Raw genomic sequence first — 25,262 nt, forward strand, 5'->3', positions numbered from 1 at the left:
AAGATTTCAATTTTTTTGACATGATTAAGTTAAATTGATCATACCCAATAAATTCAGTATGTTGTGTATAAGTTTAATATTTACAGCAGCAAAATTTTATCTGCGCAATAAAAAACTGAGCACTGTTTTAAAGTACTCAGCTTTTTTCAGAGATACAACCAGATTAATCTAAGAACTTAACCACTGTCCCCGGTTGAACCTTGCGGCCTAAATCATTGGCATCCCAATTGGTCAAACGAATACAACCATGAGAAGCGGTCTTTGAAATTAATGAGGGATTCGGCGTACCATGAATACCAAATGTCGGTTTACTTAAAGCAATCCACATATTGCCAACAGGGCCATTGGGGCCAGGCGGTAATGCCAGCTTTTGACGGTTACTCCCTTGAACAAAGTTTTTCGGGTTATAACCATAGACAGGGTTTGCGGCAACTTTAATGACCTTATGCGTCCCTTTTGGGGATGGTGTACCAGAACCACCAATTGTGGCAGGAAAAGATGCAATCATCTGATTGGCACTATTATACAAATAAAGTTGTCGAGCAGGTTTATGCGCAATAATTAGGGCCACACCCTCAGGCAAATCATTGCGTACGATCGGTACATTGATGGTTTCGCCTACTTTTTTAAAGTTAGCTTTTGGATTGAGTTGTTTAAGAAAGTCTTCATCAATATGAAACTTTTCACCTAACATTTCACTCACACGGGTGTAATACAGACCCGGCATTTTTGCTTGTTGCGCATAATTTCGCGGAATTGCTTTTGCATAAGGCCCTTTAATATCCTCTGCCGTAATTTGATAAGTTCCAAATGCTGCAGTTTTTTGATTTTTTAACAAACTGTCCCACGTCTGTTTATCCAGTTCACCACTAATTGTTAAACTTTTAATCTGTTGATATGCGGCAAGTGCTTTTAAAAAGTTCTTGCCACTTTTACCGTCGATTGGCCCAGGTGAAGCATGTAAATTATTGAGCATCACTTGCGCACGTGCATAAACGGGGAATTGTCCTCTACCAATATTTTCAGACCAATTGGCGGTATTGATACTATTGACTGACCAATCTTGTTTTAAGTCCGCTTTTATCGCTTCTTGACTTTTATCAGCTTTAACATTTTGTTTGGCAAAAATTTGACTTTGAATATTTAAACCCACAAGACACATGATGCAAATCAGGTTTGGCAGAAACTTGCCCATATAAAGCTCTCTATTAACTCAATATTATAATTGATGTACTTATCTAATAAACTATTGTATTACATATACATAGTATACTGATCTCAGACAATAAAAGCGACGTCACACACACCTTGAGTGGATCATTTATATTCTCAAGGCTTTAAACACAATTGTATAAGGTCAATAGCGTGTTTATTCATAAAATGAAAATTATGTATGTTCGAAGTTTATCTTTGTATGACTTTATTATCATTTTTTAAGAAAAATATGCAATAGTACATTTTGACTATTTCATCATTTAAAAACTGTAATTTTAAAATAAATTCAAAATAAGCAATTGAAAATCATTGCCATGTTATACAGTTGTAGATTTTCTGCTAAGCATGAGCACCCAATCATGACACCTACATGACCAATCCGAACAAAATATAAGCTTTAGATTTGTTTTTAATCATTTAATTTGAATTATTGATTAGAAATAGCTGTTATCATTTTAAAGTGTTATAGATTATCATCTCATTTATTTGTCAGTAAGAATTGCCTTGAATACGATCACTTTGCTTCAGCCAGATGACTGGCATGCCCACCTACGTGATGGTCATGCCTTAAAACGTACAGTTCCAGATCTAGCCAAACAATTTGCCCGTGCGATTTGTATGCCGAACCTCGTTCCACCTGTGAAAACTGTAGATGAAGCGAATGCTTATCGTGAGCGTATTATGGCACATGTACCAGAGGGGATTGATTTTGACCCACGCATGGTGCTGTATTTTACCGACCATACTTCTCCAGATGAAGTTCGCAAAATCAAAGAATCTCAATTTGTCAATGCAATTAAACTCTATCCTGCGGGCGCAACAACTAACTCGGATAATGGTGTCAGTGACATTCGCAAGGTCTATGCAGTCATTGAACAACTTGAAGAACATCAAGTGCCATTACTATTACATGGTGAAGTCACCCATCAACATGTGGATATTTTTGACCGTGAAAAACGCTTTTTAGACGAAGTACTTTCACCGCTACTTAAACAATTTCCGAAATTAAAATTGGTGTTAGAACATATTACCACCAGTGAAGCTGCACATTTTGTGCTTGAACAAGATCGTAATGTTGCTGCGACGATCACACCACAACATTTACTGTTCAATCGTAATGATATGTTGGTCGGTGGTATAAAACCGCACTTTTATTGTTTACCGATTTTAAAGCGTCAAACCCATCAACAAACTTTACTTGAAGTTGCTACAAGCGGCAGCCCTAAGTTTTTCTTAGGTACTGACAGTGCGCCGCATTCTAAAAATGCCAAAGAAAATGCATGTGGTTGTGCAGGTTGCTATAGTGCACCTACAGCAATTGAGCTTTATGCTCAGGCTTTTGATCAAGTCAACAAAATTGAACGTCTAGAAGGTTTTGCCAGTATGTTTGGTGCAGACTTCTATGGTTTGCCTCGCAACACAAATAAGATTACCCTTGTGAAAGAAGATCAGGTAATCCCTGAAAGTTTAGATTATTTGGATGGTGAACACATTATTCCACTTTATGCTGGAAAAACCATCCAATGGAGAAAGGTGTGACAACTGAAACATTACCTGTGATTGGACAACGCTTTCGTGGTTTTTTACCCGTTGTGGTTGACGTTGAAACAGCAGGTTTTAATGCAGATACCGATGCATTGCTTGAAATCGCATGCATCCCCATTGTGTATGATGCTGAAGGAAAATTTGTTCTAGGTGAAGCACATCATGCTCATATCAATCCTTTTGAAGGCGCAAATTTAGATCGTCGCTCTTTGGATTTTATTGGTGTAGATCCATTTAATCCAATGCGTATGGCAATGGCTGAAGATGAGAAAACAGCATTAAAACGTATTTTCAAAGCCGTCAATGAAGTACGTCGTCAGCAACATTGTACCCATGCTGTCTTAGTCGGACACAATGCCCACTTTGATTTGGGCTTTCTAAGAGCAGCAATTGCACGAACTGGCACGAAAAATCAGAACCCTTTTCATAGTTTTTCTGTATTTGATACTGTGACTTTAAGTGCGGTGATGTTTGGTCAAACTGTTTTAGCTAAATCATGTATTCAAGCTGGAATTGAGTTCGATGGTAAAGAGGCACACTCGGCCTTGTACGATACTCAAAAGACGGCTGAACTGTTTTGTTATATTTTGAACAAACTCGCACCTCACTTACTTGACAATTTGGTGGCGGATCAATAAGATATCGCCATCTTCTAAACGACCCTATCGTCTAGAGGCCTAGGACATCGCCCTTTCACGGCGGTAACCGGGGTTCGAATCCCCGTAGGGTCGCCATCTAATTATTCTTATAATTTCTTTCTCTTGTTTTGATCCTCTTGATTCAGTTATTTTATTTCATCCCTCTTCTTTAGACTTTAGAAGTTGATGGGTTATTTTATTTTGTCAATTTTGGCATTTTAATTTAAAATATCTCTTTAAAGTTCAATGACATCAAATATGCAATCACCTGATCAATCGAATCAGCACACTGTCGCTGATGGGCAAACTATTGTCTTAAAAAGATCCATGACCAAACGCCACCTGATCATGTTGTCATTAGGTGGTGCGATTGGTACCGGCTTATTTTTGAGTTCAGGTGAAGTGATAGCACAAGCTGGACCGATTGGAGCAGTGATAGCCTATATTATTGGGGGTTTAATTGCCTATATGGTCATGCTGTGCTTAGGTGAGCTTGCCGTTAATCAACCTGTGACTGGGTCTTTTGGTGCTTTTGCAGCTAAAAATATTGGACCAGGCACAGGCTACATGGTGTCGTGGATGTACTGGCTTGGCTGGTCTGCTACCTTGGGGACTGAATTTACAGCAGCAGCCATGCTGATGCAGGAATGGTTTCCAACAACCTCAATCTGGTTATGGACCTTGGTCTTTATTGGGGCAGTCCTAATTTCCAACCTAACCTCAACACGCTTTTTTGCAGAGTCAGAATTTTGGCTGTCTTTTGTTAAAGTCGCAACGGTACTGGTATTTATCTTACTCGGTCTAACCGCAATATTTGGATTAATCCCCTTTCATGGTCATGAAACTGCACCGTTATTCAGTAATCTAACCGCACATGGTTGGTTACCCAATGGTTTATTTCCTATTTTCGCCACCATGCTGATTGTAAATTTTGCCTTTAATGGTACCGAGATGATAGGGATTGCAGCGGGTGAAACTGAAAATCCTGAAAAAAATGTACCTAAAGCAATTCATGCTGCTGTTTGGCGTTTAATGATTTTCTTTGTCGGTACCATCATTGTCATCAGTTCATTATTACCCTATCAAGATGCTGGCTTAACAGCGCATGGTGAAGGGATCAGCAATAGCCCCTTTGTTTCTGTATTTAACTTGATTGGGATTCCTTACGCAGAAGACATCATGCGTTTTGTGATCATCACAGCGTTATTATCCACTGCTAATTCAGGCCTATATGCAGCATCTCGTATGATGTGGGCACTTTCAATTCAAAAACAATTACCTCGAATTTTTTCCAAATTAACCAAATCAGGTACGCCCGTTGTTGCAATATTTGTGACCATGATTGGTGGTTTACCCGGCTTACTGTCAGAACAATTTGGTGCAGATGTCATCTTTAAAAATTTACTCGGGGTGGCTGCATTTACCATGGTTATCGTGTGGATGAGTATTTGTTGGAGTCAGTTTAATTTCCGACGTAAATGGCTTGCTAGCGGTAAAACATTGGCCGATTTAAAATTTAAAACCCCGTGGTATCCTGTCGTGCCGATTCTTGGCTTTATTACCTGTACTGCAACTGGCTTAAGTATGGCGGCAGACCCTGAAATGCTTTCTGGCTTTATTGGCTGCTTAGTGTTTATGGCAGCGTGTTACGCAACTTATTACTGGCTTTATCATCAGAAAAACTAACCATTAGGATAGATAACTGATCAACCCGTATCCGTATGGATTTTTCTGCTATCAAGTCATTAATCATAAATGAAGCTTATGTTTTCCTAGTAACTTTTGAAACTGTTGGTTATCAATTCACTATTGGTACTTTTGAATCATAGATGGTGATCCTAATGTGGGTGACAGAGATGTCGCCCGTTGTGTGTGAGAATGCGGGGGTACCAGAACCTCCCCCTCGCCCAACATAAGCAAAAATAAAGCACTGTTTTGTTTGCAGCGCAAGGTTTGGCAATTCCTACGAAAAGTCAGGTATCGCCTACGCAAAGGTATTTAAACTTTGAATATAAGGTGTGGTAGTTTAAGGTTTTTACAATCAAACAATTTGTTTTCTACATTATTGATTTAATTTAAGATATTAATTAAGAGAAATTATATTCTTGTGGCTAAGTTTTTTGACAGGTTGAATGTATTTTAGGCTTTTAATCTGCAACATAATTTTTAAGTGATCCATATATAAATAATGCAGTTTTTTATTTGATCTGGATTCTTCTAAAAACAAAAATAGCTTTATGGTTAAATTAAAAACAAATACCTAATGATTCGCTTATAGATTCATCAGTTAGACGTTTTTTCGCTAAATCCATTTTGACAAAAAAGTCTTTTATCCTTAATATACGCATCACCTCATCACGACCCTATCGTCTAGAGGCCTAGGACATCGCCCTTTCACGGCGGTAACCGGGGTTCGAATCCCCGTAGGGTCGCCATATTTGAGATTGTTTTTATATAAAACTTTCTCGTAAGAAAAGCCTGAGCAATGCGACTCAGGCTTTTTTATATCTATCGTATTTTAAAGCATTTAAAAACTACCGCTCTCTCATATTTAAAAGATTGTTTTTTCAGCAATAATCTGGATTTTTAATTTAAAATAATCAGCATAGAGTTATATATAAATAATTGATTTAAAAAACTATTTATTAAAAAAATAAACTCACTACGATTTATAGTATTGCTTATTGAGCATTAGCAGCACTCAATCATTGCACTATTTATGAATTGGGCTAAAATAGCGCGCTTCTTGTTTTATTTCCATCTGAAGCTTATGCAGTCATCACCAAATCAAAATGATGCTCAGGTATCATCTAATTCTTCACCACTCAAACGAGCAATGAGTACTCGTCACTTGGTGATGATTTCGCTTGGTGGTGCAATCGGTACTGGGCTTTTTTTAGGTTCTGGTGAGGTGATCTCACAAACAGGTCCTATTGGTGCCATTATCTCTTATATCCTCGGTGGGGTAATTGCCTATATGGTGATGCTGTGCTTAGGTGAACTTGCTGTTCATATGCCTGAGTCAGGTTCATTTGGTACTTATGCGCAACGATATATTGGTCCAGGTACTGGATACACGGTCACATGGTTATATTGGCTGACATGGTCAGCAACTTTAGGGACTGAGTTCACTGCTGCAGCTTTGCTGATGCAAGAATGGTTTCCACATATCTCCATGTGGCTATGGACGCTGATTTTTGCAGCAATCGTGTTTGGCTTAAATATGAGCTCAACCAAATGGTTTGCCGAATCTGAGTTCTGGCTCTCTTTGGTTAAAGTCATCACGGTAATTGCTTTTATTCTTTTTGGTCTGTTGGCAATTTTTGGTATTTTAAATTATCAGGGACATACTTCAGCACCGTTATTTAGTAATTTAACGGATGAAGGCTGGTTCCCACAAGGCCTATTCCCAATCTTCACCACCATGTTAATCGTTAACTTTGCCTTCTCGGGTACAGAGTTAATTGGTGTTGCTGCAGGTGAAACTGAAGATCCCGCGAAAAATGTGCCTAAAGCAATCAATACTGCTATTTGGCGTTTATTGATTTTCTTTGTAGGTACCATCATTGTCATTAGTGCATTGCTTCCCCACCAAATGGCAGGATTACATGCTGAAGGTGTCAGTAGCAGCCCATTTGTTACCGTATTTGATCATATTGGTATTCCATACGCAGAAGACATTATTCGTTTTGTGATCATTACTGCGTTGTTGTCTGCTGCAAACTCAGGGTTATTTGCTGCATCACGTATGATGTGGTCGCTCTCGGCCAAGAAACAGCTTCCAGCATTATTTTCTAGGGTCAATGCACGCGGTATTCCATATATAGCGGTGATTGTCACCATGTTTGGCGCACTACCTGGCTTACTTTCAGAGCAATTTGCGCCTGAAACTATTTTTAAAAACTTGTTGGGTGTAGCTGCTTTTACCATGGTTGTGGTATGGATGAGTATTTGTCTCAGCCAATTTAATTTTAGACGTCAATGGTACAAACAAGGTCATACCAAAGCTGAGTTGGGCTTTGCTGCACCATTGTTTCCAATTGTGCCGATCTTAGGTTTTATCTTCTGTTTAATTACCTGTATCAGTATGGTGTTTGATCCTGAAATGGTGGTTGGCTTTATTTGTTGTTTAATCTTTATTGCAATTTGCTATATCAGCTACGCATTCTTATATAAAGACCAATCACAATCCTAAACAAGACCTATCAGATCATTTCTAAACAAAAAGTGTAGCCATGGGCTACACTTTTTGTACATTCAAAGATAGTCAAAATCAGTTTAAACTCGTAATTTAATAATTAAACATAACAATCTATAAAAAACCCAATGAAGATTATTTTTATTCATGGCATGAACCAGCAGAATTATAATGCTGCAAGTTTAAAACAACATTGGGTTGATATTTTTCAGCAAGGAATTGATGAACTTAAGTTGCCTATTGCAACAGCGCAATTAGATATTCGCTTAGCTTTTTATGGCGATTTAATCACTAAACACCAATTAAGCAATCGCTTTGACTTAGAAAGCTTTCTACCTAAATCATGGGTAAACTTTCACTTTCATAAACATACAACACCACCACCTAGTACAATTTTAAATGCCTCTCCCGCAATTCCAATATTGCCCTACTTCATGCCTGATCACGACTTAAAATTATCTAAACGCTTGTATTTGGCTTCGCAATTGTTAAAAGATAAAGCACTCAAAGAGTTCTCTTTAATTTTAAATAATTTTCCAAAACTCCATGAAAGTCTGATTCATAAATTCCTCATCGAAACTTATTTATACCTCGCCAATCCTCAGTTTATGGATGAAGTCCATCAACGGATACTTGCCAACTTAGAACCCAATCAACCGTATATTATCGTTGCGCATTCGTTAGGGACTGTGATTGCCTATAATCTTTTACAACAACTGCAAGTAAACTACGAGATACAACGCTTTATTACTTTAGGCTCACCATTAGCCTTTAAAGTGATTCAGTCTAAACTGACTCCACCTATCAAAAGACCAAGGTGTCTAAATGGTGATTGGCAAAATTTCTATTCCCCAGATGATTTCTTAACCGCTTTTCCGTTGATCAATGCTCCTTTTGACTTTCAACCGGCAATTATAAATACCGCTATTTCAACTTTTATTCATACTCCCCATCAAATCGCAGGCTATTTACAACATCCAGCAGTGGTTCAGAATATTTTAGAAGCTATGCTGTATTGCAAGCCTCAATAATGGTATTAATTTTAACCACATTGGTCATATTGCTTTGTTTTTATCCATATAAACGTAATTTCAGTTTTTATTGTAGAAAAAAGTTTGACACGTTCCAGTATTCGCCCTAATATACGCCCACCTCTGAAACGACCCTATCGTCTAGAGGCCTAGGACATCGCCCTTTCACGGCGGTAACCGGGGTTCGAATCCCCGTAGGGTCGCCATTAATTTAGTGGTTTTGTTTCAAGAGTCAGCCTCAATTTATTGACCCTATCGTCTAGAGGCCTAGGACATCGCCCTTTCACGGCGGTAACCGGGGTTCGAATCCCCGTAGGGTCGCCACATTCAAGCAAGTATCTATATACCTCTTCTTATAAGAAACCTGAGCATCATGATTCAGGTTTTTTTATGTCTACTATATTTCCAATCAATTCAAACCAGCAACCGAGTCAACCGTTTTCAGTTTCTTTGAATTAAAAATTGCACTTGGCGCAATCACTGTTTCTTGCAATGGAATATGCTGTCCATATCGTTGGTGCATGAGCGCTTTAACACTTCGATCTGTGAGATCAAAACTTTGTAATTTTTCCAAGGGTGCCAGTTCTAGCCCTAAAGCGTATTGATAAGCTTTCCATACAATTTCAGAACAATAAATTGCATCATCATTCCACTCAAAATAAACATCATAGGGCTTATTTAAATAAGTCTCAGCTTGTTTGACTAACTTGTGTTGTTGCTCTGCTGTCAACTCAGTTTGATAACGTTTTACAATATAAGCTTTATTTACACCTCGATTGATCCATTGCCGCAGAGGTGTATATTTCACAGGTTGAATGGCTTCTAAAACCCAAGCTTGCTCGTGTTTAATCACGATCATTCCCATATGACTATATGGTGAATGTGTGGCTTTTTGAATTACCGGACTTTGTGCTGATTTAGAAGTATGAAATATAATATCCCCTGTCTGATATTGTGTTGCATATACAGAGGTAGAACAAAATAACAAGGCCAACAGGAATAACTTGAATTGTTTTTTTAACATCTTTTCAAATCTTAATTTTGATCTTCTTTATCTTGGGTTTAATCTAACAGAGTAATAAAGAATTGCCTAAACTTTGCAATAAAAAAGGAGCAAAATAAACTTTCATTTTGCTCTTTCACTTTTCAATTCAAATAAAAAATATCAGCTGTTTGTGATTTTGCTTTTGACTTAATATGTCATCAAAACCCGATCATTCATCATTTAAAGCACATTCAAAACTACTTGGGGTTTGACCACATCGAACCTTTTTCAAAATTTTCATCATTGTTGGGTCATAGAAGCCTTCTTTTGTCATCTGAATACGGGCTTCACGCATAATCTTAATATAGCCCGGTTTATCCGCTTCACGAATATCAAACCAATATTTATCTGGAACTTCTCGCTCCAGTTTATCAACAAATTGAAATGCTGGGCTGAGCTGTTTAGAAATCATTTCCCGTGCAATTGGCCCCATACCTGCAGGGAACTTATTCCGATGCATAATTAACGTGCCTGTCACCTGTATCAAAGGAAAGCGAATAATGCCACCGACTACATTACCATTTTTATCAGTCATGCCCTTTTTCAATTCTAAAGGCTTAAATAACAAAGCAGGCCCCGCCATAATATCGACTTCTTTATTATTAAACTTTCCACCCACTGTTAATAGGTCAACAGAAACAGGTTGTGCACCGACATTTTGCACCAACTTCTTTTGAGTGCCGTCAAAGTTCATGACCGCTACTTTTTTTCCTGCTGCTTTCGATAAGGTATCAATACGGCGATCATTGACCATGATATATGCCGCACCTAACGGAACAATCCCTACGACTTCATAATCCCTATTCACCATTTTTGCATCGTACTCTGGGCGTGCAAGCAACTGGATCACTGTAGTTAATTGCTTATAGTTTTGCACTGCCCCAATGGCATCAATACTCCCCACAAAAGGGTTAAACTGACGCGCACGAATGTTACTGATTCCAGCTCCATCACAACGTTTACTTCGAAAATCCTCAGTTAATACACGTTCATCGGTATAAACCCTTAAATTAATATCAGTTGAAGCAGTTTTCTTTAATTTTGGATAATTTAAATCAATACGCATCGATAATTTGGTTGGACGGGTAATTTTCATATCTACCCCAAACTCTTTGGCAATTTGGGTAATACGTGGCAATTCACTGATATAACTGGTCGCTTGTTCAAAAGCTTCACTATTGGCACCATCTGGAGAAAATACACACAGCGTGACTGTTTTAGGAATCTGTTGCCAAACTTTTGGATCATTCATTAAGGTTTTAATTTTATTTTTTGAATGTGCAGACAATTCAAGGTCCAATTTTGGAGCTGCTGGAGCTGCATAAGTAATAAATGGTAAAGTGCTCGTCAATGCAAGCATTGAGATAACAAACCGTCGTGACAAAGGATTAAACTTTTGTTTGAGCTTACTGTGCATGATCTTTTCCTGTTTATTTTCGTGGTTATCCATAATCATCACTCACGTGAATTTTTTTATCAGCGTAATTGAAGTGCTTTGATTTGCAATTGACTGAGCAAAATCCTACATTTGTCAGAATAGACACTTTGAAGTTAAAATATGAAATATCGATATTTTAATTGTTTGATATCAAACGATTAGAATATATCTTAAAATCGCCCATTTATCGCAAACTCTGGCGAATAAAAGTAATCGAAATAGAACAATCATATTGCCATTCTTTTTAAAACCGTTTTTTATGATTACTTAATTTTTTATCAATAATATTTTCGGCTCATCAAATCTGTTGCTGGTCAAACTCAATATACATCTTCAAGGAAATGCCAAGCATTGCTTCCCGATTCAACGCTATTGATACTTCATCGCTTTATCGTGACAAATCTCAATTTCTGATGCCGTTTATCAATTCATTGTATACTGGCAATAGTTTAGTTTTAGCATTCAAAATATGGATCAAAATTCACAACTGCGTAAATCTTTAAGACAACAACGACAAAAGCTGACCCGTAATCAACAAGCAATGATCGAACGGCAATGCTTTAAACAGATGCTACGCCACCACCATTTTTTGAATGCGCAGAAAATTGGATTATATTTAGACGCTTTTGGTGAAATTCAAACCAAATTACTTATCGAATATTGCTGTGCAATTGGAAAAACCGTGTATTTGCCCATGATCTGTAACATGAATAAAAAACTGGTTTGGGTCAAAATATCAAATCGGCAGTTTCGCAATCGCCGCTTTTCTTTACATCGTCTTGGGATGTTGGAACCCATGGCAAGTCGTGCTAAGCATATTTCAATACTCGATCTAGTGGTCATGCCTTTATTGGCTTGTGATTTAAAAGGGAGCCGTATGGGCATGGGAGGCGGTTTCTATGATCGAACGCTTGCATCCGCTATATACCGCCCACATCGACTCGGTTTAGCCCATAATTTCCAGTTACTCACCCATGAGCTTACAAGAAATTCATGGGATCAGTCCCTAGATAGCTTAATTACCCCAGCAAAAACCTATTATTTTCGGCGTTAAAGTGACCAATAAATGTAAATAGGTTTATTTGTTAATCAAATACTTGCGATTTTTTAAACTTTTTATTCGGCAAAGCCCTTGTAATTTTTGAAATACACATCACTATAAAAAACATGGCAACACCGTTGTCACTCATTAGGAGTGCCCATGTCTGAGATTATTATGAATCAAGAAAACTTAGAGCCACAGGTTCCAAGTGTATTACCGCTTTTAGCGTTGCGTGACGTGGTTGTGTACCCACATATGCAAATCGCGCTATTTGTGGGTCGTGAAAAATCGATCAATGCAGTTGATGTGGCTCGTAACAGTGACAATTTAGTATTTGTAGTTGCGCAAAAAGATTCGCTTACAGAAGAAATTGATCACGACAACTTATATCAATATGGTACCGTCGCGAAGATTGTACAAGTTGTGAATCATGAAAATGATGAAAACTGTATCAAGGTACTAATTGAAGGCTTACATCGTTCTAAGCTGGTTGAAATCATCGACAATGATGAATACTTATCGGCTGAACATGCATTAAGCCCAATGACGATATCTGTAGATAAAGATACTCAAGCAACACGTGTAGAAGAATTACGTGCACTGTTTTCACAGTATGCAGAAGCCAAATTGCGTAATGCACGTGAATTGATTGCAGCAGCAAATAAAATCGATGATTTATTACAATTGTTGTTCTTTGTTGCAACCCGTGTACCTTTAAATATCGATGTAAAACAAAAATTCCTAGAGCACGATGAGTTTGAAGCACACTTACAAGAGTTGATGACTTATTTACTGCAACAATCTGAAGAACAACAGATTGAGCAAACATTGCATGACTCTGTAAAACGCCAAATGGAAAAGAATCAACGCGAATACTTCCTCAATGAGAAGATGAAAGTCATTCAGCGTGAACTTTCCGATATGAATGGTGGTGCGGAAGATGATGTTGCTGAAATTGAAAAACGTTTAGCGGAAGCTGATTTACCTGAACATGTGCGTAAAAAAGCTGAAAATGAATTCCGCAAATTAAAAGCAATGCAACCAGCATCAAGTGAAGCTGCTGTTGTACGCAACTATATCGAGGCGATTTTAGATACGCCTTGGAATAAAGCGAGCAAAGTCAGCATTAACTTAGCTAAAGCTCAGGAAATTTTAGATACAGACCATTACGGTTTGGACGAAGTCAAAGAACGTATTGTTGAATACCTCGCTGTTCAATCACGCGTTAAAAAACTTCGTGGTCCAATCCTTTGTTTAGTTGGACCTCCAGGTGTTGGTAAAACATCACTCGGAGAATCAATTGCCAAAGCAACTGGTCGTGAATTCGTTCGTATGGCACTCGGTGGTGTTCGTGACGAAGCAGAAATTCGTGGTCACCGTCGTACTTATATTGGTGCGATGCCGGGTAAAATTGTACAGTCGTTGACAAAAGTTGGTGTTAAGAACCCACTGTTCTTGCTCGATGAAGTTGACAAAATGGCACAGGATTATCGTGGTGATCCAGCTTCTGCCCTGCTTGAAGTACTTGATCCATCACAGAATAACAAGTTTAACGATCACTACTTAGATCTTGATCTTGACTTGTCCGAAGTGATGTTTATCTGTACTGCAAACAGTATGAATATTCCAGAGGCTTTATTAGACCGTATGGAAGTAATTCGTTTGCCAGGTTATACCGAAGACGAAAAAGTCAATATTGCAGATCGTTACCTTGTTCCAAAGGCAATCAAGAACAATGGCTTACGTGGCAAAGAATTGACAGTTCATGAGGAAGCGATCCGTGACATTGTCCGTCGTTATACCCGTGAAGCTGGTGTACGTAGTCTTGAACGTGAAGTTTCTAAGATTGCACGTAAAGTAGTAAAAGAGTCCGTCAGTAAGAAAGCGAAAAACTTACATATTGATGTCACTGCTGAAAACTTACCTGAATATTTAGGCGTGCATAAGTTTGATTACGGCATGGCTGAAGAAGAAGCTCAAGTAGGTCGTGTAAACGGTTTGGCATGGACTTCTGTTGGCGGTGAGTTACTCACCATTGAAGTAGCGGCAGTAAAAGGTAAAGGTAAATTTATTACTACGGGTTCACTCGGTGATGTAATGAAAGAATCCATTACTGCGGCAATGACTGTGGTTCGTACACGTGCTGATGAATTGGGTATCGAAGCTTCTCGTTTTGAAGAAACTGATGTACACGTTCATTTACCTGAAGGTGCAACACCGAAAGATGGACCATCAGCAGGTTTGGCTTTAACGACTGCTCTTGTTTCGGCATTCACTGGGATTGCAATTCGTCCTGATATTGCAATGACAGGTGAAACCAGTTTAGGTGGCCGAGCAATGCGTATTGGCGGCTTAAAAGAGAAACTTTTAGCAGCACATCGTGGTGGAGTTAAACTGGTATTTATACCACAAGAAAACGTACGTGACTTAGCTGAAATTCCTCAGAACGTGAAAGATGGTCTAGAAATTAAAGCGGTGAAAAGTATCGATGAGATTCTTCCACTTGCTTTAGTTGAGCATCCTACACCATTGGTCAAAGCACCCATCGTTAAAGCAGTGGATGAAGGCAAAAAAGCTGCACGTCATTAATCCAATGATCGAAAAAAAGAACGCTTCGGCGTTCTTTTTTTTAATGACTCCCCGGATAGTGATCAAAAAATATACTTTCTTACAAAATACAGCTGATCTTAAGTTAAGTTTGTCATAAGCTAATCAGGATAAAGTCTAAAATAGAAGTTAAAGGCTCAATTGCCCTTAGGCTTATGAATACTGCCATGTATGGTCATAAAACAGATAACAGCAAAATAAAAGGACACTTTTATGTCAAATCCAGTGTGTTGGTTCGAAATTTATGTCAATGATATGGCGCGAGCTAAATTATTTTATCAAACTGTAATCGGCACGGAGCTTAGTTTATTAAGTGATCCCAGCAATTCATCAGTAGAAATGTGGGTATTTCCATCAGATATGAACCAATATGGCGCAACTGGCTCATTGGTTAAAATGGAGGGTATATCTGCTGGGGGTAACAGTACCATTATTTATTTTTCCAGTGAAGATTGTGCAATTGAAGAAGCCAGAGTAGAAGCTGCTGGTGGTCAAATTCATCAAACAAAAATGTCGATCGGACCTCATGGTCATATTGTTTTAGCAGTTGATACTGAAGGCAATATATTTGGTATTCACTCAATGAATTAATTGGGTGGGAGTACAAATAGAATGACCAATTTAAAATTGGCAACTTTGCTGGTTGAAAAATACGCTGTCATCCTCATATATAAATTATATAACTATGCGCGCTGTAAGTGTGGTTACTTAACGTCGATTTGGTCTCCAGACAGGTCAACGTTAAAACACAGTCCGACCCATTTTGGACTGTGTTTTTTTATGATTAAATTTGAGTATGCTGACAAAAGCCCATCAATGAAAAAGTATATTTTGTTAATGTACATACAATGCTGATTTATTTTCGATTGCGCTTCCATTGTTGATATTTTTGGCTAATCATCGTAGCCATTAAGTCATAGTTTTCCCATGTATCATCTACAGCATAAGTATCGATCAAACCTTGAGCATTGACTAATATCTCATCATAATCTTTTAAATACTGATGACTCTCATAATAAGCTTGGGTAAATTCAAAACCCTGTGGATTTAAATCTTCTTCCCAAAATTTTTCATCGCACATATTGATCAAAAAATCTCGCCCAGTTATTTGACGTGTACGGACTTGTTCTAATTCATCAACACTTTCTTCTTGGTGAAACTCACCTTCTAATTGATTATTGATAATCCATGCTAAATAAATTCCAATATGCGTCCCACCATTTTCATATGGAAAGCCTGCTTGCTCTGCCGATTCGCCATGCCAATCAATACGATCTATTGCCATTATTTATTTTTCCTTGTGATTATTTATTTAGATCTTTAAGCAGTATAAACACTTATTTTATATTTTTTAATCCAAAAACTATGCAGTTAGAGACAAAAAAGCCCTGAAATTAATTCAGGGCTTTTTTGTAAGCTGATAAGAGAAAAGGAGATCAACCTTGGAAATAACGTAAATCTAAACGGCCTTCATAAACGGTTGCAGTCGGGCCTGTCATCCAAACCACATCGCCTTCTTTCCATTCGATTTGTAATTTACCACCAGCTAACTCAATTTCTACATTATTGGCAAGTAAACCACGACGCATTCCAGAGACTGCGGCTGCACAAGCGCCTGTACCACATGCCATCGTTTCGCCCACACCACGTTCAAACACACGTAAGCGCGCATGCTTTTCATCAACAATTTGCATAAAGCCTGCGTTTACTCGTTGCGGAAAACGCGCATGCGCTTCCACTTGAGGACCAATTTTGGCAACATCTGCAGTTAAAACATCGGGAACGATTGTGACCGCATGTGGATTGCCCATATTGACCACATCAATAGTCAGCGATTCATTATCTTTCAATGCGATGTCATACAATGCATCTGCTTCTTCTGCAAGAAATGGAATCTCATTGGGTAAAAATTTTGGATAGCCCATGTTGACTCGTACCCAACCATTTTCACCCAATTCAGGTTCGACAATACCAGCACTGGTTTGAACCTTAAAACGCTTTTTATTGGTCAACTGACGTTCATAAACAAACCGAGCAAAACAACGTACGCCATTGCCGCATTGCTCTACTTCTGAACCATCTGCATTGAAAATACGATATTTAAAATCAACATTGGGAAAATCTGGTGCTTCAACAATTAACAGTTGATCAAAACCGATCCCGAAATGTCGATCAGCCAAACGGCGAATGGTCATTGCATCAAAAAATGCACGCTGGCTGATTAAATCAACCACCATAAAGTCATTGCCCAGACCATGCATTTTGGTAAATTCTAATAACATTTAAAATGGCTCCTTAAGGCAATAAGCTTTCATTTTCCCAAAGTGATTCAATCGTTTCTCTCTTACGAATCACATACGACTGGTCAGCATCGACCATGACTTCAGCAGCACGACCACGGCTGTTATAATTTGAACTCATGACAAAACCATACGCACCAGCACCTAAAACAGCAAGATTGTCATTTTCCTGAATGGCAAGTTCACGTTCTTTACCGAGGAAATCGCCTGTTTCACAAATGGCACCCACGATATCCCATGTTTTTGCTTCAAGATCTGTACGCGATACCACAGCTTGAATGTCCATCCACGCTTGGTAAAGCGAGGGACGAATCAAGTCATTCATTGCAGCATCAATAATTGCGAAATTACGATGATTGGTTGGTTTTAACAAATCAACTTTCGTCACCAATACCCCAGCATTTGCTGAAATACTGCGACCCGGTTCCATATAGACTTTTAAGCCTAATTTCTCTAAAGCTGGACGCATTGCGTTGGCATATTCTGCAACACTTGGCGGTGTTTCATCTTTATAGGTCACCCCTAAACCGCCACCAATATCGATGTGTTTCAGCTGGATGCCCAATTCTTTTAATTTTGCAATCATCATAATGACGCGGTCAAGCGCATCTACGAAAGGTTGTGTTTCAGTTAATTGCGAACCAATGTGACAATCAATTCCAATCACATCAAGGTTAGGTAAAGACGCTGCATATTGATAAGTTTCAAAAACTGAATCTGATGGAATACCAAATTTATTTTCTTTTAAACCTGTCGAAATATAAGGATGGGTTTTCGCATCTACATCGGGGTTTACCCGTAACGAAATCGGAGCTTTTGTACCTAAAGCTGCCGCAACTTTCTGAATCCGATCAAGCTCAGCATGAGATTCCACATTAAAGCACGCAATCCCCACTTCTAGGGCTTTTTGAATATCTGCTTCTTGTTTGCCTAAACCTGAGAATACGATTTTTGTAGCATCTCCACCTGCGGCAAGGACTCGCGCAAGCTCACCACCTGTGACAATATCAAAGCCTGAGCCTAATTTTGCCAATACATTCAATACCGCAAGATTTGAGTTTGACTTCACCGCAAAACAAATTTGATGATCGATAAAGCTAAATGCCTGATCCATATCCAAATAATGCTTTTCAAAAGTTGCCTTTGAATAAACATAAAGCGGTGTGCCATATTGCTGCGCGAGTTGATCTAAAGAACATTGCTCTGCATGCAATACCCCATGAATGCGGGAGAAACTCATGAATCTATCCTTTCAATGAAAGTGTAATTAGGTTTAGTTTGAAGTAGCTTGAGATGCGGGCACAGACTGATCTGCAACAGCTGTCTGATCTTGCACTTTTGCCTTGCTTTGGGCAGCTTTATTGGCATCTTTTGAATAGAGCAAATATTTGGCACGTTTGTCATAGTCTTGACTGTTTGCCAATTGCAAATTGCCTGATTGACCACAACCCACCAACACAGCACTTGCTAAAACTAAACCGATGCCACAAATTGCAAAACGCATTTGTTCACCTATTTCCAAAATTTTCGTCAGTATACCTTATACCTTGAATCTAAAATATAGACCAAAGCGGAAGCATTAAAGCTTAAAATGAGAATAAAAAAAACGCCAGTAAATTACTGACGTTTTCTTATCAATATCATTGAAATCGTTAATAACTATTTTTTCTTATAAAAACAGAAATAACCAATCGCAAGGATAATGAGCCAGATTGGACTGACCATCAATGATTTCATTGTATCTGGTTCTAATGCAAGAATACCAATCGTACCGACAAAGAAAATGATCACGATATAACAAGTAATCGGTCCACCTGGTAATTTAAACACTGATTTTGCATGAAGTTCTGGGCGTGTTTTGTAATACACCAAGTAACTCCACAAAATAATAATCCATACCAAGATAAACAAGATCGTGGACAGTGTGGTTGCTAAAGTAAATGCTTCGACAGTATTAGGAACGAAGTATTGTAATGCCGCACCACCCAATAGACATACACCAGAGAAATATAAAGCATTCGCTGGAACTGCGCGTTTATTTAACAGACCAAATGCTTTAGGACCTTGATCTTCACGAGAAAGACCAAATAGCATACGACTTGTTGAGAATACACCACTGTTCATTGAAGACATTACAGAAGAAAGAACCACCAAGTTCATAATGATTGCAGCCGCAGCAATTCCCGCTTGACTAAACAAGTTCACAAATGGGCTAACTTTAGGATCAATCATATTCCATGGTGTAACTGACATAACAATCACTAACGCCAATACATAGAAGAAAATAATACGGATTGGGATTGAGTTAACTGCTTTAGGTAAGTTCTTCTCTGGATCTTTGGTTTCTGCTGCGGTGGTACCAACAAGTTCAACACCGACAAAAGCAAATATGGCAATTTGGAAGCCTGCTAAGAAGCCTTCAAAACCTTTCGGGAACATTCCACCATGATCCCAAAGATGAGTAAATGACGCCACTTGACCTGTTGCTGCCGAGGTAAAGCCAGTAAAAATCATCCAGAAACCCACCAAAATTAACACCACAATGGCAATAATTTTGATCAGCGCAAACCAGAATTCCAATTCACCAAACAGTTTTACTGTGACTAGGTTCAATCCTAAAATAAAGAAGATTGCGGCAACACTAATCATGGCCCCTTCAGTCGGGGTAAAGGGCACCCCATTATTGAAGAACTGTAAGTAATAGATAATTGCAGATAAATCTGCGATACCAATAGTGATCCAGCACAGCCAATAAGTCCATCCGACAAAATAGCCTGCCCATGGTCCGATCAAATCTGTAGAAAAATCAATAAATGACTTGTATTGCAAGTTTGAAAGTAACAGTTCACCAAGCGCACGCATGACGAAAAAAACCATCAAACCAATGATCATGTAAATAAATAATATGGATGGTCCTGCAAGACTAATCGTCTTTCCTGAACCCATAAATAAGCCTGTACCAATCGCACCACCAATTGCAATTAATTGTAGATGACGATTCGATAAACTTCTTGCTAGTTCACCTGTTTCCGCAGAAGAACTGAGGTTTTCATTTGACATTGTTATATTCTTCTCTCAGATTTCGTTGTTTAAAAGTAGCTTAAAACAAAAAAAATAAAAAAGCCTTTTTCAATGAATACTTAAAATAACTAAGTTTTTTCATCTTTTAGCTTATTTAATAGTCAAATGACTATCCCTTACCTTTCTTATTTTTACCGTTCCTTCGATTTGCAGTTTACGTGCCAAAATAGTTTTTGGCGAGATGTTGCACAAAAAATTGTATTTCAATAGCGCTATTGGTACATTCAGCAGATCATTCAAAAGGTGAACGCACTCAAAATGGGCAAAGTTAAAACTGTTTATCGTTGTGAACAATGTGGTACAGACCATCCAAAATGGGCAGGTCAATGTTCCGACTGTGGTGAATGGAATTCTCTGACTGAAGTGCGAATAGAACCTGTCGTATCACATCGCGCCAAACCTATGGGCGGTGGATATGCAGGACAAGCAGCCAATGTCACTTTACTCAATCAGATTACAGTGTCTAATGAAACACGTTTAGCTACGGGTATTGGCGAATTTGATCGTGTGCTAGGTGGTGGTTTAGTCACAGGTTCTGTCGTCCTGATTGGGGGTGACCCCGGTATTGGTAAATCTACCATTCTTTTACAAACCGCAACCCATATGGCTGCTGCGAAGAATTCAGCGCTCTATGTCACTGGTGAAGAATCACTTTCACAAGTAGCTTTACGTGCCAATCGTCTTGACTTAGCTACCGATAAATTACAAGTCATGGCAGAAACCTGCGTAGAACGAATTTGTGATACCCTCGCACAATTACGTCCTGCTGTTGCCATCCTTGACTCAATCCAAACCTTATATACTGAAACCTTACAATCTGCTCCCGGCGGTGTTTCGCAAATTCGTGAGTCAGCTGCACTCTTGACTCGGTTTGCAAAAAATAGTGGTACAGCATTATTTCTTGTTGGTCACGTCACCAAAGAAGGTGCATTGGCGGGGCCTCGTGTGCTTGAACATATGGTCGATTGCGTACTGTATTTTGAAGGCCAATCTGACTCCCGCTACCGTATGATTCGTGCTGTCAAAAACCGCTTTGGTGCGGTCAACGAACTTGGTGTATTTGGCATGACCGATAAGGGCTTAAAAGAAGTCGCCAATCCGTCTGCCATCTTTTTAAGTCGTTATGATGAAGCGATTCCCGGTTCAGTGGTGATGATCAGCCGTGAAGGGACACGTCCGTTATTGGTTGAAGTTCAAGCACTGGTTGATGATGCGCATGGACAACCACGTCGGGTTGCACTGGGCTTAGAACAAAACCGTTTAAATATGTTGCTTGCAGTCATGCATCGTCATGGTGGTGTACAGACCTCTGGACAAGACGTTTATGTCAATGTCGTGGGTGGCTTGAAAATTACCGAAACAGGTTCTGATCTTGCGGTACTTTTGGCCTGTGCTTCAAGTTTACGCTCTAAAGCCTTACCACAACAATTGGCTGTATTTGGTGAAGTGGGGTTATCAGGTGAAATACGCCCAGTTCCTAATGGACAAGAGCGCTTAAAAGAAGCCATAAAACATGGTTTTAAATACATCATCGTACCTAGAGGCAATGCACCACAAAAGCCTATTGCAGGTGTACAAATCATTGCAGTAGCTCGACTGCATGAGGCGTTAACAGAGGCCATGCAATTGAGTGATGAGGTCTAATTATCACGTTATAAAATAAGATCAAGCCTTACAAGGAAGTAAGCTTGCGTTGATAGATAGTTTAAATAAAAATTTGTATCTTATCCCTTATTTAAATGAACCCTCACAAATCCAATAAAAAAATAAATATTTGACTAAAACTAAAACAATAGTTGGTTTAATCATTTTTATAACGGATTGAGCGATCAATATGTATTCAAATAATTAAAAGATAAAAGCTATCTACTGGATGCTTTAAATTATCTTTTAAATCATGAGAATTTTTATCATAAATTGCCTCGCTAAATTTATATATCACAGGACAATTTCACCGATATGATAAAAGCCTTTTTAATTTGATTGTTTTAATTATTTCAATAGATTAGAAAATCTGTATTGAGCTTTAAAAGCCCAGCAATATATTCGTTATGTTTATGTGAATATATGTGCAAATAAATCTTAAAAACATTGAAATTCTCTTAAAAAGACTGCATAAAGAGAACTATGGAAAGCAATACAGTAATATGCTTGCACTCATATTCATCAACATTTTTTTTAATATAGGTAGATTCAATGGAAGTTCGACAGCGCGGCTTGATCGCAGGTATTTTAATGGCAACTTTGGCTGTAGCACCTTTAGCTGAAGCAAAACGTGCAGGTGGTGGTAAAAGCCATGGCATGAGCCGTTCTTCGAGTTCAAGTCAGTCTTATTCTCAACCTCGACAAGTTACGCCTGCTCAACAACCAACGCCTGGTCAACAAAAATCAGGTTCTGGTGTAGGTAAAATGGTTGCTGCTGGTGTTGCAGGTGCAGCAGTAGGTGCGATTGCTGCAAATGCAATGGCTGATGATCATAATGGTAACGCACAAGCTCAGACCAATGATGCTGAATTAGCGAAACAACAAGCAGCTGCTCAACAAGAAGAGAAAAAAGGTGGAATTCCAAGTTGGATTTGGTTAATCCTGATTGCTGGTGCTGCATTCTTCCTGTTCCGTAAATTCGGAGCAAAAAAAAAATTAGCCAGCAATAATCCATATGCACCAAATAGCACAGGTCCAACATCTGCGCCATTTGGGCAAAACAATACGGCACGTAGTTCGAATGACTCTACCAATATTTTTGGTCAGTCGGTAAATGGTGGTACTGCAACCCAAGCCCCGTTTGGCGCAGCGTCAATGCAAAGCGGCAATCAACTTCCAGATGGAACTGAACCTGCTGCTTTCTTACGTGTTGCTCGTCAACGCTTTAACCATATCCAGTCAATGAACTCTGTGAGCAACATTGCTGAAATTCAGCGCTATTTAACAGCTGATCTTTATCAGTCAATGTACAGCGATATCATGGCAAACCAAGATCAAGATGTGGCTGAGTTTTCGAACTTAAATGCATTGGTATTGGATAGTGCAACAGAAAATGGACAATACGTGGTGAGTGTTCGTTTTACAGGAACTGTCAGCGAAGACTTAAATAGTCAACCTGTACCGTTCTCAGAAGTATGGCACTTTGTTAAACCAGCAGGGTCTACTCAAGATTGGTTAGTTGCTGGAATTCAACAAGAAAGTTAATTGAATAGCGTTTTATTGCAATAAAAACAGTGCTTCGGCACTGTTTTTTTGTTTTAAAAATATAGTATTTTCTATCGAATAGATTGAATCAAGACGGAAATAGTTTTGTTGAGATGCAGCCATTCGTTTAAAATCACTTTGTCTTTATAATCAAAGCTAATTAAAAAAATGGGATAAAACAAATGAATAAAATAATCTATAGTCTAATTCTCAGTTGTAGTGCATTTTCAAGCTTTAGCTTTGCCTGTGATCCGGCTTCTTTAGACTGGGAGAAATTCCATAAAACCTATGATTTAAATAAAAATGGTACCTTTGAGCTCAATGAGTTCTTAAAAGTCAAAGACTTTGATCCACTCCCATGGCCAGATGACCGACGCTTTAAAGGTCAAGATAAAAACATTAAGTTATTTAAATTCTTAGATAAAAATAAAGATACAAAGCTCTCAAATGAAGAAGTTGGCGCAATCCATAGCCTATTACCTAATCCCTGTGCCAATTGGCCTCACTAACACTAAATAGTCTTTTGAGCTAAGGAAAACCTTCATTTTCGAAATAAAAAAGCCCTGATTCATCAGGGCTAAATTTTTTGCGATACTTAACGTCGTGGTAAAGGGATAAACTGTGAATCAGCACTTTGAACTTTTCGTTCACCCACTTTAACAGTGAGATTGACAGTTTGTTCACCACGAATGACTTCAACTTGAATATCGGTATTTGGTGCTTGAAGTGCAACATAATTAATTAAATGTGAGGTTGAAGTAATATCTTCATTATTCACTTTAATAATACGATCACCGACTTTAATTCCCGCTTCCGCCGCAGGACCTTTTTTCAATACATCAGCAACTACAACACCAGGCTGACGTGGCTGCAATACATCCGCTTGGGTTGGTGGGACTAAACTAATACCCATCCATCCACGAATCACACGACCATCTTTCAAAATCGAATTTAAAATTTGTTGACAGATTTTCGCAGGAATGGCAAAGCCAATGCCCAATGAACCACCAGACTGAGAGAAAATTGCAGTATTGACACCAATCAAATTCCCCGCCACATCAATCAATGCACCACCAGAGTTACCTGGATTAATTGCTGCATCTGTTTGAATAAAATCTTCATAAGTATTAATACCGAGATCAGAACGGCCTGTCGCAGAGATAATACCCTGAGTTACAGTTTGCCCTACACCAAATGGGTTTCCAATTGCCAGTACAACATCTCCTACCTCATTCCCACTCAATTTAAATGGTAATACAGGTAATTCTTTCAATTCTATTTTGATCACAGCCAAATCTGTATCAGGATCTGTGCCAATTACAGTTGCTTCAGCACGACGACCATCTTGCAAGGCAACAACAATTTGTTCTGCTTGAGCAATCACATGGTTATTTGTCAAAATATAACCATCTGGACGAACAATTACCCCTGAACCCAAACTATTTTCATTCTGGTTTTGATTTTGTTCAGGAATCTGATTTCCAAAAAATTCTCTAAACGCAGGATCATTGAGTAATGGATGATTTTGTTTTACTTTTTGAGTTGTAAAAATATTGACTACTGCTGGTGCGGCAACTTTGACCGCAGCACTATAAGACACCACACCGCCCGTTCGAGATGTATTGACCAAAGGTTCAACTTTCTCAGCTGGCATTTTCACACCATCAGCAGCAATAGGCGCTTTGGGCTGTTGAAGTTTTTGCCAAACCACAAAACAAATAATAACCAGTATCAGTAAAACCCAAGGGAGCCAAGTAAATGAACGCCGCACGTTTTTATTCCTCTAAGAATTTTTTAATTCGTTGATGCAAAAGCAATTTGTATATTGTAAAGCAATTCAATCAAGAAACATAAAAAACACAAAGAGTTTTGTTCAGCTTTAGTTACAATTTAAAATATGTTTTGATGTTCTTAACACACTTAATTTAATTAA

Annotated in this window: 20 protein-coding genes and 4 tRNA genes; 15 read left to right on the forward strand and 9 right to left on the reverse strand. The window is 38.6% G+C overall.

Translation table 11 applies throughout. The annotated features are described in order from the left end of the window. Positions 1-163: 163 nt before the first annotated feature. Positions 164-1,195: a L,D-transpeptidase family protein gene (locus AC2G3J_RS14665; protein ID WP_483770208.1), complete on the reverse strand. Its 1,032-nt coding sequence runs from the start codon at positions 1,193-1,195 to the stop codon at positions 164-166. Between the two features lie 524 nt (positions 1,196-1,719). Here AC2G3J_RS14665 and pyrC point away from each other — a divergent pair. From pyrC to AC2G3J_RS14710, 9 genes are all read left to right on the forward strand, one after another. After that, positions 1,720-2,754, forward strand: coding sequence for a dihydroorotase (pyrC, locus tag AC2G3J_RS14670; protein ID WP_483770209.1), 1,035 nt, complete (start codon positions 1,720-1,722; stop codon positions 2,752-2,754). Further along, positions 2,739-3,398, forward strand: coding sequence for a ribonuclease T (rnt, locus tag AC2G3J_RS14675; RefSeq protein ID WP_483770210.1), 660 nt, complete (start codon positions 2,739-2,741; stop codon positions 3,396-3,398). The genes pyrC and rnt overlap by 16 nt, the downstream gene beginning before the upstream one ends. Positions 3,399-3,418: 20 nt before the next feature. After that, positions 3,419-3,494 (forward strand) — tRNA-Glu (locus AC2G3J_RS14680). Positions 3,495-3,656: 162 nt separating this feature from the next. Continuing rightward, a complete protein-coding gene (locus AC2G3J_RS14685) occupies positions 3,657-5,084 on the forward strand; it encodes an amino acid permease (protein ID WP_336952679.1) in 1,428 nt (475 codons plus the stop codon). Positions 5,085-5,757: 673 nt separating this feature from the next. Beyond that, positions 5,758-5,833, forward strand: a tRNA-Glu gene (locus AC2G3J_RS14690). A gap of 335 nt (positions 5,834-6,168) precedes the next feature. Next, the gene (locus AC2G3J_RS14695; RefSeq protein WP_056514257.1) at positions 6,169-7,593 is read left to right on the forward strand and encodes an amino acid permease; all 1,425 of its coding nucleotides are present in this window, start codon (positions 6,169-6,171) and stop codon (positions 7,591-7,593) included. 131 nt (positions 7,594-7,724) lie between these two features. After that, on the forward strand, positions 7,725-8,627 hold the full coding sequence (locus AC2G3J_RS14700; RefSeq protein WP_483770211.1) for a lipase family protein: 903 nt from the start codon (positions 7,725-7,727) through the stop codon (positions 8,625-8,627). A gap of 130 nt (positions 8,628-8,757) precedes the next feature. Beyond that, positions 8,758-8,833: transfer RNA gene (locus AC2G3J_RS14705), tRNA-Glu, on the forward strand. 42 nt (positions 8,834-8,875) lie between these two features. After that, positions 8,876-8,951, forward strand: a tRNA-Glu gene (locus tag AC2G3J_RS14710). An 85-nt stretch (positions 8,952-9,036) separates the two neighbouring features. Here the strand turns inward: AC2G3J_RS14710 and AC2G3J_RS14715 are convergent. Together AC2G3J_RS14715 and AC2G3J_RS14720 are read right to left on the reverse strand one after the other, a co-directional pair. Beyond that, positions 9,037-9,651 carry a YiiX family permuted papain-like enzyme gene (locus AC2G3J_RS14715; protein WP_483770212.1) on the reverse strand — a complete coding sequence of 205 codons (615 nt, stop codon included), beginning with the start codon at positions 9,649-9,651 and terminating at the stop codon, positions 9,037-9,039. A gap of 190 nt (positions 9,652-9,841) precedes the next feature. Further along, entirely contained in the window at positions 9,842-11,032 is a 1,191-nt protein-coding gene (locus AC2G3J_RS14720) for a putative solute-binding protein (protein ID WP_419329054.1), read from the reverse strand. Between the two features lie 547 nt (positions 11,033-11,579). Here AC2G3J_RS14720 and AC2G3J_RS14725 point away from each other — a divergent pair. From AC2G3J_RS14725 to AC2G3J_RS14735, 3 genes are all read left to right on the forward strand, one after another. Then, positions 11,580-12,164: a 5-formyltetrahydrofolate cyclo-ligase gene (locus AC2G3J_RS14725; RefSeq protein WP_336952686.1), complete on the forward strand. Its 585-nt coding sequence runs from the start codon at positions 11,580-11,582 to the stop codon at positions 12,162-12,164. 147 nt (positions 12,165-12,311) lie between these two features. Beyond that, entirely contained in the window at positions 12,312-14,741 is a 2,430-nt protein-coding gene (gene lon, locus AC2G3J_RS14730; RefSeq protein WP_336952688.1) for an endopeptidase La, read from the forward strand. Between the two features lie 231 nt (positions 14,742-14,972). Next, positions 14,973-15,350: a VOC family protein gene (locus tag AC2G3J_RS14735; protein ID WP_336952690.1), complete on the forward strand. Its 378-nt coding sequence runs from the start codon at positions 14,973-14,975 to the stop codon at positions 15,348-15,350. 265 nt (positions 15,351-15,615) lie between these two features. Here AC2G3J_RS14735 and AC2G3J_RS14740 read toward each other — a convergent pair whose 3' ends face one another. The 5 genes from AC2G3J_RS14740 to AC2G3J_RS14760 form a co-directional block, all read right to left on the reverse strand. Further along, positions 15,616-16,044 (reverse strand): DUF7832 domain-containing protein, encoded by a 429-nt coding sequence (locus AC2G3J_RS14740; protein ID WP_336952692.1) that lies wholly within the window; start codon positions 16,042-16,044, stop codon positions 15,616-15,618. Between the two features lie 151 nt (positions 16,045-16,195). Beyond that, positions 16,196-17,041: a diaminopimelate epimerase gene (gene dapF / locus AC2G3J_RS14745; RefSeq protein ID WP_336952693.1), complete on the reverse strand. Its 846-nt coding sequence runs from the start codon at positions 17,039-17,041 to the stop codon at positions 16,196-16,198. 13 nt (positions 17,042-17,054) lie between these two features. Next, positions 17,055-18,299, reverse strand: a complete 1,245-nt coding sequence (gene lysA / locus AC2G3J_RS14750; protein ID WP_336952695.1) for a diaminopimelate decarboxylase — start codon at positions 18,297-18,299, stop codon at positions 17,055-17,057. Between the two features lie 33 nt (positions 18,300-18,332). Continuing rightward, the gene (locus tag AC2G3J_RS14755; protein WP_034617490.1) at positions 18,333-18,563 is read right to left on the reverse strand and encodes a hypothetical protein; all 231 of its coding nucleotides are present in this window, start codon (positions 18,561-18,563) and stop codon (positions 18,333-18,335) included. 155 nt (positions 18,564-18,718) lie between these two features. Next, complete coding sequence (locus AC2G3J_RS14760) at positions 18,719-20,119, reverse strand: amino acid permease (RefSeq protein WP_004819689.1); 1,401 nt, start codon at positions 20,117-20,119, stop codon at positions 18,719-18,721. Positions 20,120-20,398: 279 nt separating this feature from the next. Here AC2G3J_RS14760 and radA point away from each other — a divergent pair, with 279 nt between their 5' ends. From radA to AC2G3J_RS14775, 3 genes are all read left to right on the forward strand, one after another. After that, the gene (gene radA, locus AC2G3J_RS14765; RefSeq protein WP_004722416.1) at positions 20,399-21,784 is read left to right on the forward strand and encodes a DNA repair protein RadA; all 1,386 of its coding nucleotides are present in this window, start codon (positions 20,399-20,401) and stop codon (positions 21,782-21,784) included. Between the two features lie 552 nt (positions 21,785-22,336). Next, complete coding sequence (locus tag AC2G3J_RS14770) at positions 22,337-23,329, forward strand: Tim44 domain-containing protein (protein ID WP_483770213.1); 993 nt, start codon at positions 22,337-22,339, stop codon at positions 23,327-23,329. A gap of 182 nt (positions 23,330-23,511) precedes the next feature. Further along, positions 23,512-23,838, forward strand: a complete 327-nt coding sequence (locus tag AC2G3J_RS14775; RefSeq protein ID WP_336952701.1) for an EF-hand domain-containing protein — start codon at positions 23,512-23,514, stop codon at positions 23,836-23,838. 86 nt (positions 23,839-23,924) lie between these two features. Here the strand turns inward: AC2G3J_RS14775 and AC2G3J_RS14780 are convergent, their stop codons facing one another. Further along, the gene (locus tag AC2G3J_RS14780) at positions 23,925-25,100 is read right to left on the reverse strand and encodes a S1C family serine protease (protein WP_336952703.1); all 1,176 of its coding nucleotides are present in this window, start codon (positions 25,098-25,100) and stop codon (positions 23,925-23,927) included. Positions 25,101-25,262: the final 162 nt, after the last annotated feature.

The organism is Acinetobacter legionensis (assembly GCF_057165765.1).